This is a genomic window from Pseudomonas sp. UME65 (assembly GCF_014170225.1).
GTDB classification, from domain to species: Bacteria; Pseudomonadota; Gammaproteobacteria; order Pseudomonadales; family Pseudomonadaceae; genus Aquipseudomonas; species Aquipseudomonas protegens.
The window spans coordinates 263,040-281,290 of sequence record NZ_LZZQ01000016.1 but is presented as its reverse complement, the minus strand read 5'-3'; the positions used below and the strand labels follow the sequence as shown (position 1 = coordinate 281,290).

Below are 18,251 nucleotides of genomic sequence, written 5' to 3'. Positions count from 1 at the left end.
TTGAGCCCAGAGAAGGAATCAAGCGATGAGCGAGCAACCCACGATTGTCCTGGTCCACGGTTTCTGGGGCGGTGCCGCCCACTGGAACCGGGTCATCGTCGAACTGCTGAACCGCGGTTACGAGAAGATCCGCGCCGTGGAACTGCCCCTGACCTCCCTCGCCGAGGACGTCGAACGGACCCGCAAACTGGTGGCCCAGCAAGCGGGGCCGGTGCTGCTGGTGGGGCACTCCTACGGCGGCGCGGTGATCACCCAGGCCGGGCATGCGCCAAACGTCGCGGGCCTGGTGTACATCGCCGCCTTCGCCCCGGACCAGGGTGAAAGCCCCGGTGGCCTGACCCAGGAGTTCCCGCCCGAAGCCGCCGCCAATCTGGCGCCCGACAGCGACGGCTACCTCTGGGTGCGTCCGGAGCGTTTCCAGCAGAGCTTCTGCCAGGATCTCAGCCCCCAGGAAGGGCTGGTCATGGGCCTGACCCAGAAGGCGCCGCTGGCCAGCACCTTCGGCGACGCCCTCGGGGCCCCGGCATGGCGCGATAAACCTTCCTGGTACCAGGTGTCCCGTGCCGACCGCATGATCGCCCCGGCGAACCAGGAGCGCATGGCCGCCCGGCTCAACGCCCGCAAGGTCATTCACCTGGACGCCAGCCACGCCTCCCTCGCTTCCCAGCCCGGGCCCGTAGCCGCGCTGATCGCCGAGGCCGCCGACTCCCTGTAACCGGTTGACTGGGCGATCTTCAGACGAGCCGTTGGCGTCCTCGCAAACCCCACGCCCCAGCGACGGAGCGCCGCCCAGACCGTTCGCAACCTTCGGCAGCGGCTACAGGACGCCTGGGTCAACTGTCAGGGCGCAGGATCAGTACGGCCAGCGGCGGCAGGTTGAGCACCAGGGACAGGGCCTGGCCATGGCTGCTCTGCTCTTCGCTGAAGGCCTCGCCACCGTTGCCGTAGTTGGAGCCGGCATACAGTTGCGAATCGCTGTTGAGCAACTCGCTCCAGCGCCCCGCCACCGGTACGCCGACGCGATAGCCCTGGCGTGGCACCGGGGTGAAGTTGGCCACCACCAGCAGCGGTTCGCCGCTCTTGCTCCAGCGCAACCAGGCATAGACGCTGTTGATCGCATCGTCGCCGATCAGCCATTGGAAACCCTGGGGCACGTCGTCCTGGTCGTGCAGCGCCGGGTACTGGCGATACAGGCGGTTGAGGTCCCCCACCAGTTGCTGCACCCCGCGGTGCTCGGGGTATTGCAGCAGGTACCAGTCCAGTTGCTGGTCGTGGTTCCACTCGCGCCATTGGCCGAACTCGCAGCCCATGAACAGCAGCTTCTTGCCCGGATGGGCCCACATGAAGCTCAGGTAGGCCCGCAGGTTGGCGAACTTCTGCCAGCGATCGCCGGGCATCTTGTCGATCAGCGAGTGCTTGCCGTGCACCACTTCGTCGTGGGAGATCGGCAGGATGAAACGCTCGGACCAGGCGTACACCAGGCCAAAGCTCAGTTCGTTGTGATGGTGGGCGCGGTACACCGGGTCCTGCTGGATGTAATGCAGGGAATCATGCATCCAGCCCATGTTCCATTTATAGGCAAAGCCCAGGCCGCCCTGGTCGGTGCGCTGGCTGACCCCGGGCCAGGCGGTGGACTCTTCGGCGATCACCAGGGCGCCCGGGGCCTCCAGGGCCACGACGTCGTTGAGGTGGCGCAGAAAATCGATGGCTTCGAGGTTTTCCCGGCCGCCGTGGCGGTTCGGCACCCATTCCCCGGCCTTGCGCGAATAGTCGCGGTAGAGCATCGAGGCCACGGCATCCACCCGCAGGCCGTCGACGTGGAAATGCTTGAGCCAGTGCAGTGCCGAAGCCAGCATGAAACCGTGCACTTCGGTACGCCCCAGGTTGTAGATCAGGGTGTCCCAGTCCTGGTGGAAGCCTTCCAGGGGGTTGCCGTACTCATACAGTGCAGTGCCGTCGAACTGCGCCAGGCCGTGGGTATCGGTGGGAAAGTGCGCCGGCACCCAATCGAGAATCACCCCGATGCCTGCCTGGTGGCAGGCGTCGATGAAGGCTGCAAAATCCTGCGGGCTGCCGTAGCGGGCGCTGGGGGCGAACTGCGACAGCGGCTGGTAGCCCCAGGAGCCGCCAAACGGGTGCTCCATGATCGGCATCAGCTCGATATGGGTAAACCCCAGGTCCTTGACGTAGGGAATCAGCCGTTCGGCCAGTTCGGCCCAGCTGTACTGGCGGGCCACTTCTCCAAGGTCGTCCACTTCGCACTGCCAGGAACCGGCATGCAGCTCATAGATCGACAGCGGCGCGTCCACCCGCTGGCGCTCGCCACGGGCCAGCATCCACTCCTGGTCCTGCCAGTCGATGGTCAGGGGCGGCGCGACTCTGGAGGCGGTGTCCGGCGGTAACTGCGTGGCCAGGGCCATGGGGTCGGCCTTGAGCGGCAGGATGCCCTGGGGCCCGAGGATCTCGTATTTGTAGGCCTCGCCCGCCTGCAGGCGCGGGATGAACAGCTCCCAGACCCCGGAGGGATGGCGCAGGCGCATCGGGTGCCGGCGCCCGTCCCAGATATTGAAGTCGCCCACCACCGAGACCCGCCGGGCATTCGGTGCCCAGACCGCAAAACGCACGCCGTCGATGCCGTCCACGGTGGTCAGTTGCGCCCCCAGGCAGGAACTGAGGTCGCGGTGATTGCCTTCGGCAAACAGGTACAGGTCCATCTCCCCCAGCAGGGGGCCGAAGCTGTAGGGGTCTTCACTGACCTGTTCGCCCCCGGCCCATTGAATGCGCAAGAGATAGGGCCGGGCCTCGGGAAAGTGCCCGACAAACAGCCCCGGCACCTCACCGGCTTGCAGGCTGCCGAGCACCTGCTGCTGGTCGCGGTCCAGCACCTGCACACTCAGCGCCCCGGGCAGGAAAGCGCGGATGAATTGCCCGCCGGCGCCATCGCCGTGGGGCCCGAGAATGGCGAATGGATCGCGGTGTTCGGCCCGTACCAGGGCGTCGATGGACTTGGCCGAAGGAAGCAATGCCGGTTGCTGCTTTCCCTGTTCCTTGTTCGAGAAACTCATGACTGCTCTCCACCACTCTCAATATCGGAAAAGGGTTTCAGTTCACGTAACAGCCCCACCAGGCCGTGCAATGGCACAGGCAACCAGGCGGGACGGTTCTCCGCTTCATAGGCCAGCTCGTAGGCGGCCTTCTCCAGGCTGAACAGTGCCAGGGCGGCATCCGCGGCCGCCGGGTCCTGCCAGCCATGGGCAAGATTAGCCGTCGCCAGCCGATACGCCTGGACAAAGGCGTGGCGCGCCTCGGCCAGGTAGCGCGTGACCACTTTGCGCCGCCCCGCCGCCGCGCCTTGCGCGCCGTCCACCGCCGGTGCCTCCAGGGCCATGGCCGCCGCGTAGTCGAAGGAACGCAGGACCCCACTGACATCCTTGTACGGGCTGTGCTTGCCGCGGCGCTCGGCCAGGGGCCGGGCCGGCTCGCCCTCGAAGTCGATCAGGTAGGCATCGCCCTTGATCACCAGTACCTGCCCCAGGTGCAGGTCGCCGTGGACACGAATCCGCACGCCCCCCACCAACTGTTTGGCCAGTTGCTGGATGTGACCCAGGATCAGCGCCTTATGCTGCAACAATTTGCCGAGCAATTTCTGCTCCCCTGCCGCGAGTTCGGCCTGGTGCTGTTGAAGCAGTTGCAACCCGCGCTCCAGTTGCTCGGCAACCTGCTGGTTCCAGGCCTGGGCATCCTTGGCGGTGGCGTGCTCGGGAGCGAAATCCGGATTGTCGCTGGGGGCCGCCAGCAGCAGGTGCATTTCCCCCAGGCGCTGGCCCAGCAGGCCGGCGAAATCCTGGAGCTCGCCCAGGGCGTTGTAGTGCTGCTCCTGCTCGGACATGGTCTCGGCCAGCTCGTCGCGGATCGCCCGCTCGAGGTTGTTCTGGGTCCACTCCCAGGCATCGCCCTGATTGTTCAGGTAGCCCTGGGCGATCATCAGCAGATGGTCTTCGCCCTGGGCATCGCGACGCAGCACCGAGCCCAGCAGCGGCGAGATGTGGGCAAAGCCGGCAGCGGTGAGGAAGGCGCCCATTTCCAGTTCCGGGTGAATGCCCCCCGCCACCTTGCGGATCAGCTTGAGCACCAGGCTGCCGCCCACCACCACCGAGCTGTTGGATTGCTCCGCCGACAGGTAGCGCACCTCGGCGTCGGCCCCCAGGCCCAGCGCCGCCAGCTGCGCGGTGGCCTCGAAACGGATCTGGCCCTGCTCGCTGTCCAGGCAGGTGGCGCCCTGCAGCGCCAGCAGCACGTTGCGCACGAAACTGTCGAGGGCGAAGGCGTCGGTGATCAGCCCCACCTGGCGCCCGCGACGCACCCGGGCCATGGCCAGTTGCTGGGGCAAGGCGCTGTTGATCTGCTCTTCGGCCAACAGGCCGAACGGCAACTGGTAGCGCTCGCTGCGCCCGGCGCTGGTGACTTCGATCTCGCTGAGCAGCACCGGGTGCTGCGGGTCGCCAAAGCGCACGCCGTAGGCGATCCGCGCCTGGTCGATGGCGCTGTCCTTGCCGGCGAACCAGCGCCGCTTGGGCAGCCAGTTGGGCAGTACTTCCTGCTCCAGGGTGGTGCGCGATGGCGCTTCGAGCAATTCTTCGAGGCGTTTCTTCAGCACCAGGGTGGTGAAATCCGGCAGGCTCTGGGCCGGTTCCACGTGCCAGCTGGGCATCTGGTTTTCCGCCGCCAGGACGAACCAGTAGAAACCGTAGGGCGCCAGGGTCAGGAGGAAATTCAGCTGGCCGATGGGCGGAAAGGCATTCCCGCCGAGCATCTCCACCGGCACCATGCCCGCGAACGCCGAGAGGTCCAGCTCCGCGGCCTGGGCGCTGCGCGAGACGTTGGCCACGCACAGGATGATCTCCTGCTTGCCGTCAGGCCCGGTGTATTCCCGGGTATAGGCCAGGATCCGTCGGTTGCTCGGCGACAGCATCTTCAGGCTGCCACGGCCAAAGGCCTTGGACTGCTTGCGCACCGCCAGCATGCGCCGGGTCCAGTTGAGCAGCGAATGGGGATCGCCGGACTGGGTCTCGACGTTGACTGACGGGTAGCCGTACAGCGAATCCATGATCGGCGGCAGCACCAGGCTGGCCGGGTCGGCCCGGGAGAAACCGCCGTTGCGGTCGATGGACCATTGCATCGGCGTACGCACGCCATCCCGGTCCCCCAGGTAGATGTTGTCGCCCATGCCGATCTCGTCGCCGTAGTACAGGGTCGGGGTACCGGGCATCGACAGCAGCAGGCTGTTGAGCAGCTCGATGCGCCGCCGGTCACGCTCCATCAGCGGCGCCAGGCGCCGGCGGATCCCCAGGTTGATCCGCGCCCGGCGGTCGGCGGCGTAGTAGTTCCACAGGTAGTCGCGCTCGCGGTCGGTGACCATTTCCAGGGTCAGTTCATCGTGGTTGCGCAGGAAGATCGCCCACTGGCAGTTGGCCGGGATCTCCGGGGTCTGGCGCAGGATGTCGGTGATGGGGAAGCGATCCTCCTGGGCCAGGGCCATGTACATGCGCGGCATCAGCGGAAAGTGGAAGGCCATGTGGCACTCGTCGCCGTCGCTGCCTGTGACGTCACCAAAGTACAGCTGGGTGTCTTCCGGCCATTGGTTGGCCTCGGCCAGGAGCATGCGGTCCGGATAGTTGGCGTCGATTTCGGCGCGGATCTGCTTGAGCACCTGGTGGGTCTCCGGCAGGTTCTCGTTGTTGGTGCCATCGCGCTCGATCAGATAGGGAATGGCGTCCAGGCGCAGGCCGTCGATGCCCATGTCGAGCCAGTAGCGCATCACCGAGAGCACGGCCTTCATCACCTGGGGGTTGTCGAAGTTGAGGTCCGGCTGGTGAGAGTAGAAGCGGTGCCAGAAGTACTGGCCGGCCACCGGGTCCCAGGTCCAGTTGGACTTCTCGGTGTCGAGAAAGATGATCCGCGTGCCGTCGTATTTCTGGTCGTCGTCGGACCACACGTAGAAATTGCGCGCCGCCGAACCCGGCTTGGCCTTGCGTGCCCGCTGGAACCAGGGGTGCTGGTCGGAGGTGTGGTTGATCACCAGCTCGGTGATCACCCGCAGTTCGCGCTTGTGGGCCTCGGCGATAAAGCGCCGGGCGTCAGCCAGGGTGCCGTAGTCGGGGCTGACCCCGCGGTACTCGGCGATGTCGTAGCCGTCGTCACGCCGCGGCGAGGGGTAGAACGGCAACAGCCAGATGGTGTTGACCCCCAGGTCCTTGATGTAGTCGAGTTTGGCGATCAGCCCGGGAAAATCGCCGATTCCGTCGTTGTTGGAATCGAAGTAGGACTTCACATGCACCTGGTAGATCACCGCGTCCTTGTACCAGAGCGGGTCCTTGATAAAGGTCGTGGGGCGAGGTTTCTTGGCCATGTCGGGCTCCTGAAAAAATTGAATTCGCAGCTGCCACAAACCACGCCCCACCGTGGGAGCTGGCTTGCCAGCGAAGGCGTCGGCCGGGCCTGCACAAGGCCCATGGGCCCAAGCCGGCTCCTACGTGGCGGTGATGCGCCAGATGCCGAAGGGCTGCGCCGGTTCGATGCGCATGAACTGGGTCTTGCCGTACCAGGTCCAGCGGTGGCCGTTCATCAGGTCCTCGCCCTGGGTCTGGGCGTCATCGGCCAGGCCCATTTCCCACAGCGGCAATTCGAAATGCGCCTCCTGGGGGTTGAACGGGTCGAGGCTGACCGCCACCAGCACGAAGTTGTCGCCGCTGCGCTTGCCGAAATACAGGATGTGGTCATTCCAGGCGTTGTACAGCTTGAGCCCCAGGTGGCTGTGCAGCGCCGGGTTCTGCCGGCGGATGCGGTTGAGCTGGGCGATCTCGGCAATGATGTTGCCCGGCGCCGAGAAGTCCCGGGGGCGGATCTGGTATTTCTCCGAATCCAGGTACTCCTCCTTGCCCGGCACCGGCGCCGATTCGCACAGCTCGAACCCGGAATACATGCCCCACAGCCCGGATCCCATGGTGGCCAGCACCGCGCGGATCAGAAACCCAGGGCGCCCCGAGTCATGCAGGAACTGCGGGTTGATGTCCGGGGTGTTGACGAAGAAGTTGGGGCGGAAGCAGTCGCGCCACGGCGGCTGGTTGAGTTCGGCCAGGTAGCTGGACAACTCGCTCTTGGTGTTGCGCCAGGTGAAGTAGGTGTAGCTCTGGGTGTAACCGACCTTGCCCAGGCGGGCCATCATCGCCGGGGTGGTGAAGGCTTCGGCGAGGAAGATCACCTCCGGGTACTGGCGGCGCACTTCGCCGATCAGCCACTGCCAGAACGGCAGCGGCTTGGTGTGGGGGTTGTCCACGCGAAAGGTCTTGACCCCCTCCTCGACCCAGCCGATGACGATGTCCCGCAGCTCCAGCCACAGGCTGGGAATGGCCTCGGCGGCATAGAAGTCGACATTGACGATGTCCTGGTACTTCTTCGGCGGGTTCTCGGCGTATTTGATGGTGCCGTCCGGGCGCCAGTTGAACCAGCCCGGGTGCTGCTTGAGCCAGGGGTGGTCCTGGGAACACTGGATGGCGAAGTCCAGGGCGATCTCCAGGCCGTGGTCGGCGGCCGCCGCCAGCAGCCGGCGGAAGTCCTCCCGGCTGCCCAGTTGCGGGTGGATGGCCTCGTGGCCGCCCTCCTCGCTGCCGATTGCATAGGGGCTGCCGGGATCGTCCGGGCCTGCGCTCAGCGAGTTGTTGGGCCCCTTGCGGTGGCTGCGGCCGATGGGGTGGATCGGCGGGAAATACAGCACGTCAAAGCCCATGTCGTGAATCATCGGCAGCCGCGAATGAACGTCGTTGAACGTGCCGTGGCGGGCCGGATCGTCGGTGATCGAGCGGGGAAACAGCTCGTACCAACTGGCGAACTGCGCCTGTAGCCGCTCCACATCCAGCGGGTACTCGGGGCTCAGGCTCAGGTAGGGCCGGTGATCGGCCTCGGCCATCAGGCGCGCGCTGGACTCGCTGAGAAACAGCGCCACCTGCTCGGCCTCCAGCAACCCGGACAGCTCGCGCTGCAACGCCAGCAACTGCTCGCGCAGCGGCCCTTCGCTGCGCTCGGCGGCCTGTTGCACATGGCTGCGGCCCTCCTGCAGCTCCAGGCTGACCGCAACCCCGGCCAGGTGCTTTTTCTCCAGCTCGTAGCAGAAGCTGGCGAACTGATCGATCCAGGCTTCGATACAGAAGCGGTAGCGCCCCACTTCGGGCACCGTGAAACGCCCCAGCCAACCGTCGTTGCCCTGGTCTTCCAGGGCCTGGCTGGCCCAGCTGTCCTGCTGCTCGTTGTGCCAGCGCACCCGCACCGCCAGTTTGTCGTGGCCGTCGGCGAATACCTTGCACGCCACCTCTACCTCCTGGCCGGCCACCGCCTTGACCGCGAACTGGCCGCCGTCGAGCACCGGGCGGATGCTCTCGATGGCAATGCGCGGCAGCAGCAGGGCCTGGGACAACGGCAGGTGCGCCTGGTATTGCTGTTCGGTCGGTTTTTCTACAGTCATCGAGCATCACCCCTTTTTCACGTCTTCGACGCTCTGGTGGCGGGGCCGCGGCCCCGGTGAATCAATGCACTTAGGTTCCGAGCCAAAGCCTGCGGCGAAAGTTCACCGCGATTGGTCGGCCAAGCGGCGGGAATCAAATCCGCGCCGCTGCGGTCCACCAGAAGAGCCCGTGCATCTGCAAGCACAAAGGAGGCCAGCGCGATGAATATCCCGATCCCGGCAGAAACCCCCGATCCCAACATCGACCAACCGACCCTGCCCCCCAGCGAGCCTGAGCCGATCCCGGAGCAGGAACCGCCGGAAAGCACCCCGCCACCCAAGGGCGACCCGCCCACTACCATGCCGCCGGTGGTGGTCAGCGCCTGAGCCCGGGCGCCCGCCCAGCCAGCAAGCATAGACAGCCGCGTGGGGAGGCCCGGAGCATCAGCCGTCCTGGCGCTTTTCCAGGCGCCGGACAATCAGCGGGATCAGGCTGAAGACCATCAGCGCCAGCAAGGTACTGAGCACCGCCGTGGCCTCGCGGCCCATGCCGGCGGCCACACCGATGGCTGCGGTCATCCACAGCCCGGCGGCGGTGGTCAGGCCCTTGACGTGCTGGCCCTGGTCTTCTTCACGGCCCTTGAGGATGGTCCCGGCGCCGAGAAAACCGATCCCGGCGATGACCCCCTGGAGCACCCGGCTCATGGCATCGGCCTGGGCCCCGGACAGGCTCGGCACCAGCACGAACAGGGCCGCGCCCATGGCCACCAGCATATGGGTGCGAACCCCGGCGGCCTTGCCCTGGTGCTCGCGTTCGAAGCCCAGAATGCCCCCCAGCAGGGCCGCCACCAGCAGCCGCAGGGTGATCTGGGTCAGTTGCCGGGCATCGCCGATATCGGCGAATTCGTCTTGCAGGGTCAGCCAGACTTCTTGCCACCAGGTGTTCATGCGATCGCTCCTCGTCCCTTCGCGGGTTCCTGAGCGATGGACCGCGCCCGCCAGCAAAAGGTGCCGCCATCACCACCACCGCAGGAACCGGCTTGCCGGAGAAGAGGCCCCAAGCCGGCTGCCAACCCCACGGACGCCTTCGCTGGCCAGCCAGTTCCTGCACAAGCCTGCGCCAGCGCCTGCCAGCGCCTGCCCAGCCACCGTTGATCGCCGTGGTCGAACCCTGGCCAGCCCCTGCGCCCTAACCTGTACAGCCATTGCCTTGAGGTAACCGCCATGAGCCTGCGCATCGAAAACCAGACCTGCTATTTCGACACCGAAACCCTGCACCAGCACCTCCCGGCCAGCGCCGTGACCATCATCACCGACAGCGCCAAGTCGATGTCGGCGGTGGACCTGGGTGGCGAGCGGGTCTACATCACCGAAGCAGAAGCCGACGCATTGACCGTAGCAGGTGCCACCGACGGCCGGCGCCATCTGAAAGCCAGTGAAGGTGATTCGGTGATTTGACTGACCTGGATCAGGGCCCGCTCCGCGGCCCTGTGCCAGCACGGCCTGCAGCCCTCCCTGGTGGCACCTGAGGGGGTACGGCAAGTTGTCGCAGGGGCGCTGCAAAGGGCCATCTGATCCGGTTTTTTATCAAATACCTGAGTCTGTTATGCAAACAGATCCGTGGTCATAGTTGCCCGGCCTGATGGAGGCTGATGAGCGAACGACCATGAGCGAAAGAATCCCCGTCCGATTAGTAGAAACCTTCGAACCTTCACGCCCTACACAGATGAAGACGAAGACCACTGACAAACACGTATACACCCGCAGTTTCAGCGGCCTGTTCCGCACCCTGCGCATGAGCGGAGCAGGTTTCCTGTTCCTGCTGTTCTTCGGCACCGTGTGGCTCAACTGGGGTGGCCGCCAGGCCGTGCTCTGGGACCTGGCCGAAAGCAAGTTCCACATTTTCGGCGCAACCTTCTGGCCCCAGGACTTCATCCTCCTCTCGGCGCTGCTGATCATCTGCGCCTTCGGCCTGTTCGCCATCACCGTGTTCGCCGGCCGCGTCTGGTGCGGCTACACCTGCCCGCAAAGCTCGTGGACCTGGCTGTTCATGTGGTGCGAAAAGGTCACCGAGGGCGAGCGCAACCAGCGGATCAAGCTGCAGGCCGCGCCCTGGGGCCTGAACAAGCTGGCCCGCCGGGCCATGAAGCACACCCTGTGGCTGGGCATCAGCCTGCTCACCGGCCTGACCTTCGTCGGCTACTTCACCCCCATCCGCCCCCTGGCCCAGGAACTGCTGACCCTGCAGATCGGCGGCCTGAGCCTGTTCTGGGTGCTGTTCTTCGCCGCGGCCACCTACATCAACGCCGGCTGGCTGCGCGAGGCGGTGTGCATGCACATGTGCCCTTATGCGCGCTTCCAGAGCGTGATGTTCGACAAGGACACCCTGACCATTTCCTACAACCCGGTGCGCGGCGAAAGCCGTGGCCCGCGCAAGCGTGATGTGAAGCCTGCCGATGTCGGCCTGGGCGACTGCATCGACTGCCAGCTGTGCGTACAGGTCTGCCCTACCGGCATCGACATCCGCGACGGCCTGCAGATGGAGTGCATCGGCTGCGCTGCCTGCATCGACGCCTGCGACTCGATCATGGACAAGATGGGCTACGCCCGCGGCCTGATCGCCTACACCTCGGAACACGAGTTGCAAGGCGGCAAGACCCACCTGCTGCGTCCGCGCCTGGTGGGCTATAGCCTGGTGCTGCTGGTGATGATCGGCGCCCTGGCCCTGGCCCTGGTGCAGCGGCCGATGGTGTCCCTGGACGTGAGCAAGGACCGCGGCCTGTTCCGCGAGAACGCCCTGGGCCAGATCGAGAACATCTACAGCCTGAAGATCATCAACAAGACCCAGGAACGCCAGCAGTACCACCTGGCCCTGGTGGATGGCGAAGGCTTCGAGCTGCAGGGCAAGACCGAGCTGAGCCTGGCCCCCGGTGAAATCACCGACCTGCCGGTGTCCGTGGCGATGACCCAGGACAAGGCGCAGAGCAGCTCCCAGGCCATCAGTTTCAAGGTCAGCGACAGCGATGACCCGGGCGTCTACGCGGTGGCCAAGAGTCGTTTTGTCGCGCCGATGAACCGCTGAGCCTCTAGAATGCCCTGGCGAGGGAGCCGGCTCCCCCCGGGGCCGGCCCCGGAGCCAATGAACCGGACACCCGCCGCCAGCCCGCTGGCGGCGTTCGTCACTCCCTCGCCACCGCAGATATGTCGACCCGATGACCAGACTGGATCCTCAACCGCAGATGAAACGCTACGAAAAATTCGCCGATGACATCGCCGAACTGATCCGCTCCGGGGTCCTGGGGCCGGGCCAGCGTGTGCCTTCGGTGCGCTACGCCAGCCAGACCTACGGGGTCAGCCCGTCGACAGTGTTCCAGGCCTATTACCTGCTGGAGCGTCGCGGCCTGATCCGCGCCCGCCCGCGCTCCGGCTACTTCGTCAATGCCCACGCGCCGAGCCCGTTCTCGGAGCCGGTGATCAGCAGCGAAGTCAATGAATCCACCGAAGTCGATGTCAGCGAACTGGTGTTCTCGGTGCTCGATTCGATCAAGGACCCGAGCACCGTGCCTTTCGGCTCGGCGTTCCCCAGCCCGACCCTGTTCCCCCTGCAGCGCCTGTCGCGCTCCCTGGCCAGCGCCAGCCGCGAGATGGACCCGCGGGTGGTGGTCACCGACATGTCGCCGGGCAATCCGCAGCTGCGCCGGCAGATCGCCCTGCGCTACATGGTGGCCGGGCTGATGCTGCCCATGGAGGAGTTGCTGATCACCAACGGCGCCCTGGAGGCGCTGAACCTGTGCCTGCAAGCGGTGACCGAGCCCGGCGACCTGGTGGCCATCGAGGCTCCGGCCTTCTACGCCAGCCTGCAAGTGCTGGAGCGGCTCAAGCTCAAGGCGGTGGAAATCCCCGTGCACCCGCGCGATGGCATCGACCTCGGGGTTCTGGCCCAGACCCTGGAGCGGCACCCGATCAAGGCCTGCTGGTGCATGACCAATTTCCAGAACCCCATGGGCGCGAGCATGCCCGAGGCGAAGAAACAGGAGCTGGTGGAGCTGCTGCGCCAGCACCAGGTGCCGCTGATCGAAGACGACGTCTACGCCGAGCTGTACTACGGCCAGCAGGCGCCGAAACCGGCCAAGGCCTTCGACACCGAGGGCCTGGTGATGCACTGCGGCTCCTTCGCCAAGAGCCTGGCCCCGGGCTACCGCATCGGCTGGGTCGCGGCCGGGCGCTATGCGCAGAAGATCGAACGGCTGAAACTGATGACCTCGTTGTGTGCCTCGATGCCGGCCCAGGCGGCGATTGCCGACTACCTGCAGCACGGTGGCTACGACCGCCACCTGCGCAAGCTGCGCTATGCCCTGGAAGAACAGCAGAGCGCCATGCTGGCGGCGATCGCCCGTTACTTCCCGGCCCAGACCCGGGTCAGCCAGCCGGCCGGCGGCTACTTCCTGTGGCTGGAGCTGCCGCCGCAGATGGACTCGCTGAAACTGTTCCAGATGGCCCTGGCCCAAGGCATCAGCATCGCCCCGGGGCCGATCTTTTCCCCGACCCAGCGCTTTCGCAACTGCATCCGCCTGAACTATGGCAGCCCGTGGAACGAAGCCGCGGAAAAGGCCATGGAAACCCTGGGGCGGATCATTCGGTCCTTTTGAGCACAACCGCCCCACCAGCCCCCGCATTTGCGGCTGGCTTACCAGCGAAAGCGCCCGCAAGCCCTGCTCCGCCCGGGCCGACGCCTTCGCTGGCGAGCCAGCTCCTACAGCAGTCAGATACACCGTGCAGTTCCCCGTAGGAGCCGGCTTGCCGGCGAAGAGGCCTGTAAGTCATGCTCCGCCCGGGCCGACGCCTTCGCTGGCGAGCCAGCTCCTACAGCAGTCAGATACGCCGTGCAGTTCTCCGTAGGAGCCGGCTTGCCGGCGAAGAGGCCCGCAAGCCTTGCAGCGCCTGGGTCGACGTCTTCGCTGGCAAGCCAGCTCCTACATGGGGCGCTACACACCGCGCCAGCTTCAGGCAGGCCGCAAGGCCGCCGTCACGCTCTTGATCTGAGCGCCCCGTTAACCACGATGGCCGAACGCAGGCATTGAGCCGTGGGTAACCCGGCAGGGATGCCGGGTTAGCCGCCACCCGACCAGGGATGGCCGGTGGCGGCGGCCCACGGATCAATGCCGGAGTGAGGGCATGCCGAGCCCCAGCGAAGCACAGAGTGGAGGGGCAAGAGCCTTTGGTTAATTTGGGTTGGGCCGGCATTCCGGCTTTCCAAAGTGACTCGCTGTAAGAGCGAAACCACAAGCCGCCCCACCCGCAGCAACGGATATGCCCCCCTCACCACCCACACAAAACCAAACGCCCCCCCATAACCACAACAATGAACACCTCCCAACATAAAAAAACCGCCAAAGCACCTTGCCCCACCCCCTCAATTCATTCAGCATCCGCGCTCCAATTTTCCAGGGAAAGGAACACGTCATGGTCGAAGACCTGTATTACGACGACTACCCAGAGGCCAAGACCGAACTGATCAAGGCCATCGAGCGCGGCCGCCTGCCACTGCTGACCCAGGAACTCAACGCCTACGACTGCATCCAGGCGATCTTCGAGCTGGACGCCATCAACAACCCCAAGGACGAGGAAGATGCCTTCTTCGACCTGGCCCTGGCCCTGATCGGCTGGATTCCCGGCCCCGGGCAAGGCCTGAAGATCCTCCTGCGCCTGATCAACCGCGCCCCCCAGCGCCACGCCGAAAAACTCTTCGACCTGATCCGCTACGCCCTGCTGGCCTGCCGTCTGAAGACCAGCCCCGAACAGTTGCTGGAAAAGTGCCTGGACCCCGTGCGCCTGGCCGAGGAACTGCCCGAGATCATCCGCGGCGTGAGCGCCTCCAGCACCTTCAACAGCCTTACGCCCCAGCAGCAGCGCCTGGTGCTGCACAACCTCAACGAAGCCTGCGAACACACCGAGTTCCTCATGGTGTCGGTGCAAGAGCGCATCGCCCCCTGGATCGCCGAGCAACGCAACAACTCGGCCGCCGCCCACAGCCGCGGCCCGGCCCTGGCGCCCAAGCCGCAGTCGTCCCTGGAACCGCGCCCAACGACCCTCACCGCCGCGCCACAACCCGGGGCCCACGACGCCGCAAGCCTCGCCCAGGACATCAACCAGGGCCTGGAACACCTCACCGGTGAAGGCCACTGGCTGGAGCTGAACCTGCACTACCCCAACCTGGAACCGGTGCCCGGCGCCGCCTACCGAGCAGTGTTCAGTGATGGCTCGCAAGCCGAGGGCAACCTCGACGAAGAGGGTTTTGCCCGCCTGGAAGGCATCCCCGAGGGCCCGGTGAAGGTCTACTACGGCGAAGACCCGCGGCCCTACCTGCGCCTGCCGATCGTTGCCCTGCCCGCCGATGCGCAGCAACTGGAAGAAGAGCTGGAGCAGCTTGACCTGGAGCCCGCCGAAGTCGACCTGGCGACCCTGCTGCTGGAAGCCTCGCAGCGCAAGGCGCCCTTCACCCTGATTCCCGTGTACTGAGACAAGGCACCGACATGAACCGCAGACAAGTGTTTCTCAGCCACAAGCAGTACCACGACTTCCTCGAAAGCCTGGCCGGCGAAGAGGCCCACTGGCAGACCCACTCGATGATGGCCGACAGCCCCGAGCAGGAAGCCTCCCTCAAGGCTTCCAGTGTGCGCAGCGCGCGCCTGCACCACCTGATCCTGGGCTACACCGGCGGTGCGCCCATGGAGCAACTGGCCCGGGAGCTGGATGGGGTGATCGAAGGCTACGAAGATTACCAGCGCAAGATGGGGGTTTATGAAGAACGGCCGGATATCGCGCCGCTGAACATCGAAGACTACCCCGACGAGTACGAGGAATATGTCCAGGTCATCAGCCTGTGCATCCTGCTGCAGCGCAGCGACCTGCTGCCCCGCATGGCACTGCTGCAGGACCGCGCCGGCTTTAACGGCCAGGACACCCTGATCGAGGACCTGCTCAAGGCCTACCTGCCGGATCGTGAAGACGTTGATCAGTGGTTCCACGACGTCTCCACGCCCCTGATCCGGGCCATCTACACCGAAGATCCGGATGAACCCCGGGAACTGCTGGTGGAGTACTGCAACCAGTGGTACGAGGCGTTCGAACAGGCCCCATGGCACGACAGCCACCTGGACGGCGACGAGGGTTCCTACTTCGGCTACTGGGCCTTTGAAGCTGCGGCAGTGGCCTACCTGTTCGGCCTGGACGACAGCGCGGTAACACACATGGTCTTCCCCCGGGAGATGCTCGAATACGCCCGGCGCTTTACCCCGCCGCCGATGCCCTTCCACTGAGGCCGGATACTGACATGCAACGCAGGCAGGTGTTTCTCGACCCGAAGCAGTACCCCATCCTCCTGGAGTTCCTGGCGGGTACCGAAGCCCATTGGCAGACACACTCTATGGAAGAGGACTACCCCGGGCAGGAAGCCTCGCTCAAGGCCTGGGAGGTCAAGCGAGCACGCCTGGACCATCTGATCCTGGGCTACACCGGCGGCAAGGCCATGCCGGAGCTGGCCCAGGAGCTGGACGCACTGATCGCCAGCTACGAGGAGCATCAGCGCACCTTGGCCCTGTGCAACGAGGTGCCCGATATCGCGCCGCTGAACATCGAGGACTACCTCGACCAGTACGAGGAGTACGTGCAGGTCATCAGCCTGTGCATCCTGCTGCAACGCCGCGACCTGCTGCCGCGCATGGTGGCGCTGCAGGACCGCGCCGGCTACCACGCCGAGGACACCCTGATCGAGGACCTGCTCAAGCCCTGCCTGCCGGGCCGCGCAGACATCGATGAGTGGTACCACCCGGTCTATACGCCGCTGATCAGGGCCATCTACGCCGATCAAGCAGACGAGGCCCGGGAGCTGCTGGTGGAGTACTGCAACCAGTGGTATGAAGCGTTCGAACAGGCCCCATGGCACGACTCCCACCTGGACGGTGAATCCTACTTCGGCTACTGGGCCTTTGAAGCCGCGGCAGTGGCCTACCTGTACGGCCTGGACGACAGCGCGGTCAAGCACATGGTCTTCCCCCGGGACCTGCTCGACTACGCCCGGCGCTTTACCCCGCCGCCAATGCCCCAATAGCTGGCGCCGCACTGATAGACCCCGTTTACCGCCCCTTCTTAAAGGTTATGCATTGCCCATGAAATCCTGGATCAAGACCCTGCTGATCACCCTGCTCGCAGCCGCCCTGTGCCTGCTGTTCGCCCGCGTTGTGCTGCCCCCGCTGCTGGTGCAGTTGATACCGCCGAGCTGGGAAGGCGGCCCGTGGTTCTGGGTCAATCTGCTGCTGGCGGGTTTCCTGGCCGGGCTGGTGGTGGCGCCCCTGCTGCGGACCCGGCGTTATTACCCGGTGCCGCTGCTGCTTCTGCTGTCCGTCCTGGTGGTGGTCGGCAATTGGGCGCAGAACCGCTGCAACGACGCCCAGTTGCAGGCCATCGAGCAGCTGGAAAGGCGCAGCGCGAGCCATTCGAACCTGGGGTTCTCCAATGAGGAACCCGCACCATCGGCGCCTGTGGACGTGAGCGCCACTCCGGGCGTCTGGGCCCATGAACAAGGCGAAGGATATGGCTACAGCTGCAACCGCCCGGGGGAAACCCTGGGGTTCCTGATGCCACAGTTGATGAGCTTTGGCACCAGCGTACTGGGGCTATTGCTGGCCCTGCTGATCGGCCCCGGCCGCCGCCGCGCCCGCTGAGGAAACCGCAGGAGCTGGCTTGCCAGCGAAGGCGTCCGCAAGCGCGGCGCAAGACTCAAGGGCCTCTTCGCCGGCAAGCCGGCCCCTACGGGTTAGGCCACAAGATCGGAGAAACCGTAGGAGCTGGCTTGCCAGCGAAGGCGTCTGCAAGGTCGGCGCAAGGCTTGAGGGCCCCTTCGCCGGCAAGCCGGCCCCTACGGGATAGGCCGCGGACTTGCGGGGGCTCAGCGGCCGCCGCCCAGGTCGACGAAGGTGCCGGTGGCGTAGGAGGCCTTGTCCGACAGCAGCCAGACAATCGCCTCGGCCACTTCATCAGGACGCCCGCCACGACCCATGGGGATTGCCGATTCCAGCTTGCTGACCCGGTCGGCATCGCCGCTCAGGGCATGAAAGTCGGTGTAGATATAGCCCGGGCGCACCGCGTTGACGCGGATGCCCTCGCCCGCCACTTCCTTGGACAGGCCGATGGTGAAGGTGTCCAGGGCGCCCTTGGAGGCGGCGTAGTCGACGTATTCCCCCGGCGAACCCAGGCGCGCCGCCACAGAGGAGACGTTGACGATGCTGCCGCCCTGCCCGCCATGGCGCGGCGACATGCGCAGCACCGCATGCTTGGCGCAGAGGATCGGCCCCATGACATTGGTCTTCATGATCTTCTGGATGCGAAATTCGGACATTTCATCCAGCCGCGACTTGTGGCCCACGGTCCCGGCATTGTTGACCAGGGCCGTGACCCGCCCCAGTTCGCTGTCGACCCGCTGGAACAGACCGATCACTTCATCCTCGATACTGACGTCGGCGCGCACCGCGATGGCCTGCACGCCCAGGGCGCGAACCTGTTCGAGCACCTGCAGGGCGGACTGCTCGTCGGCCTGGTAGTTGATGCACACCTTGAATCCCTGCTGCGCGGCCAACACTGCCGTGGCGGCGCCTATACCCCGTCCGCCACCGGTGATGACGATGACTTTATCCATGCTGCCGACTCCCTCACTGAACATATCAACGCGAGCCATTAAACACCGCGCGGGCGGCGA

At 65.5% G+C, this 18,251-nt stretch carries 14 protein-coding genes; 9 read left to right on the top strand and 5 right to left on the bottom strand.

Annotated elements, in window-relative coordinates:
* Window positions 1-25: 25 nt before the first annotated feature.
* Window positions 26-715, top strand: a complete 690-nt coding sequence (locus A9971_RS26485) for an alpha/beta hydrolase (RefSeq protein WP_015635519.1) — start codon at window positions 26-28, stop codon at window positions 713-715.
* Between the two features lie 118 nt (window positions 716-833).
* Here the strand turns inward: A9971_RS26485 and glgB are convergent, their stop codons facing one another.
* The 3 genes from glgB to A9971_RS26470 form a co-directional block, all read right to left on the bottom strand.
* Complete coding sequence (glgB, locus tag A9971_RS26480) at window positions 834-3,065, bottom strand: 1,4-alpha-glucan branching protein GlgB (protein ID WP_183000161.1); 2,232 nt, start codon at window positions 3,063-3,065, stop codon at window positions 834-836.
* Entirely contained in the window at window positions 3,062-6,409 is a 3,348-nt protein-coding gene (gene treS / locus A9971_RS26475) for a maltose alpha-D-glucosyltransferase (protein WP_183000160.1), read from the bottom strand. The genes glgB and treS overlap by 4 nt, the downstream gene beginning before the upstream one ends.
* A 120-nt stretch (window positions 6,410-6,529) precedes the next feature.
* Window positions 6,530-8,518: an alpha-1,4-glucan--maltose-1-phosphate maltosyltransferase gene (locus tag A9971_RS26470; protein WP_053151444.1), complete on the bottom strand. Its 1,989-nt coding sequence runs from the start codon at window positions 8,516-8,518 to the stop codon at window positions 6,530-6,532.
* Between the two features lie 201 nt (window positions 8,519-8,719).
* On the opposite strand from A9971_RS26470, the gene A9971_RS26465 reads away from it, so the two are divergent.
* Complete coding sequence (locus A9971_RS26465) at window positions 8,720-8,884, top strand: hypothetical protein (RefSeq protein WP_019095231.1); 165 nt, start codon at window positions 8,720-8,722, stop codon at window positions 8,882-8,884.
* A gap of 57 nt (window positions 8,885-8,941) precedes the next feature.
* Here A9971_RS26465 and A9971_RS26460 read toward each other — a convergent pair whose 3' ends face one another.
* Window positions 8,942-9,445, bottom strand: a complete 504-nt coding sequence (locus A9971_RS26460) for an MgtC/SapB family protein (protein WP_183000159.1) — start codon at window positions 9,443-9,445, stop codon at window positions 8,942-8,944.
* 276 nt (window positions 9,446-9,721) lie between these two features.
* On the opposite strand from A9971_RS26460, the gene A9971_RS26455 reads away from it, so the two are divergent.
* The 7 genes from A9971_RS26455 to A9971_RS26425 all read left to right on the top strand — a co-directional run bounded on the left by A9971_RS26455 (window position 9,722) and on the right by A9971_RS26425 (window position 17,220).
* The gene (locus tag A9971_RS26455) at window positions 9,722-9,955 is read left to right on the top strand and encodes a DUF3203 family protein (protein ID WP_011061159.1); all 234 of its coding nucleotides are present in this window, start codon (window positions 9,722-9,724) and stop codon (window positions 9,953-9,955) included.
* Window positions 9,956-10,163: 208 nt separating this feature from the next.
* Entirely contained in the window at window positions 10,164-11,579 is a 1,416-nt protein-coding gene (gene ccoG, locus A9971_RS26450; RefSeq protein WP_011061158.1) for a cytochrome c oxidase accessory protein CcoG, read from the top strand.
* A gap of 157 nt (window positions 11,580-11,736) precedes the next feature.
* Window positions 11,737-13,146 carry a GntR family transcriptional regulator MpaR gene (mapR, locus tag A9971_RS26445; protein ID WP_011061157.1) on the top strand — a complete coding sequence of 470 codons (1,410 nt, stop codon included), beginning with the start codon at window positions 11,737-11,739 and terminating at the stop codon, window positions 13,144-13,146.
* A gap of 814 nt (window positions 13,147-13,960) precedes the next feature.
* Window positions 13,961-15,016, top strand: coding sequence for a hypothetical protein (locus A9971_RS26440; protein ID WP_183000158.1), 1,056 nt, complete (start codon window positions 13,961-13,963; stop codon window positions 15,014-15,016).
* A gap of 14 nt (window positions 15,017-15,030) precedes the next feature.
* Complete coding sequence (locus A9971_RS26435) at window positions 15,031-15,816, top strand: PoNe immunity protein domain-containing protein (RefSeq protein WP_183000157.1); 786 nt, start codon at window positions 15,031-15,033, stop codon at window positions 15,814-15,816.
* 14 nt (window positions 15,817-15,830) lie between these two features.
* On the top strand, window positions 15,831-16,607 hold the full coding sequence (locus A9971_RS26430) for a PoNe immunity protein domain-containing protein (RefSeq protein WP_183000156.1): 777 nt from the start codon (window positions 15,831-15,833) through the stop codon (window positions 16,605-16,607).
* 58 nt (window positions 16,608-16,665) lie between these two features.
* On the top strand, window positions 16,666-17,220 hold the full coding sequence (locus A9971_RS26425) for a hypothetical protein (protein WP_019095228.1): 555 nt from the start codon (window positions 16,666-16,668) through the stop codon (window positions 17,218-17,220).
* A 224-nt stretch (window positions 17,221-17,444) separates the two neighbouring features.
* On the opposite strand, the gene A9971_RS26420 is transcribed toward A9971_RS26425, so the two are convergent.
* Window positions 17,445-18,191 carry an SDR family oxidoreductase gene (locus A9971_RS26420; RefSeq protein WP_015635506.1) on the bottom strand — a complete coding sequence of 249 codons (747 nt, stop codon included), beginning with the start codon at window positions 18,189-18,191 and terminating at the stop codon, window positions 17,445-17,447.
* Window positions 18,192-18,251: the final 60 nt, after the last annotated feature.

Bases quoted from the DNA above. Each gene is read 5' to 3' on its own strand.
- A9971_RS26485 (WP_015635519.1), top strand. From the start codon at position 26: ATGAGCGAGCAACCCACGATTGTCCTGGTCCACGGTTTCTGGGGCGGT.
- glgB (WP_183000161.1), bottom strand. From the start codon at position 3,065: ATGAGTTTCTCGAACAAGGAACAGGGAAAGCAGCAACCGGCATTGCTT.
- treS (WP_183000160.1), bottom strand. From the start codon at position 6,409: ATGGCCAAGAAACCTCGCCCCACGACCTTTATCAAGGACCCGCTCTGG.
- A9971_RS26470 (WP_053151444.1), bottom strand. From the start codon at position 8,518: ATGACTGTAGAAAAACCGACCGAACAGCAATACCAGGCGCACCTGCCG.
- A9971_RS26465 (WP_019095231.1), top strand. From the start codon at position 8,720: ATGAATATCCCGATCCCGGCAGAAACCCCCGATCCCAACATCGACCAA.
- A9971_RS26460 (WP_183000159.1), bottom strand. From the start codon at position 9,445: ATGAACACCTGGTGGCAAGAAGTCTGGCTGACCCTGCAAGACGAATTC.
- A9971_RS26455 (WP_011061159.1), top strand. From the start codon at position 9,722: ATGAGCCTGCGCATCGAAAACCAGACCTGCTATTTCGACACCGAAACC.
- ccoG (WP_011061158.1), top strand. From the start codon at position 10,164: ATGAGCGAAAGAATCCCCGTCCGATTAGTAGAAACCTTCGAACCTTCA.
- mapR (WP_011061157.1), top strand. From the start codon at position 11,737: ATGAAACGCTACGAAAAATTCGCCGATGACATCGCCGAACTGATCCGC.
- A9971_RS26440 (WP_183000158.1), top strand. From the start codon at position 13,961: ATGGTCGAAGACCTGTATTACGACGACTACCCAGAGGCCAAGACCGAA.
- A9971_RS26435 (WP_183000157.1), top strand. From the start codon at position 15,031: ATGAACCGCAGACAAGTGTTTCTCAGCCACAAGCAGTACCACGACTTC.
- A9971_RS26430 (WP_183000156.1), top strand. From the start codon at position 15,831: ATGCAACGCAGGCAGGTGTTTCTCGACCCGAAGCAGTACCCCATCCTC.
- A9971_RS26425 (WP_019095228.1), top strand. From the start codon at position 16,666: ATGAAATCCTGGATCAAGACCCTGCTGATCACCCTGCTCGCAGCCGCC.
- A9971_RS26420 (WP_015635506.1), bottom strand. From the start codon at position 18,191: ATGGATAAAGTCATCGTCATCACCGGTGGCGGACGGGGTATAGGCGCC.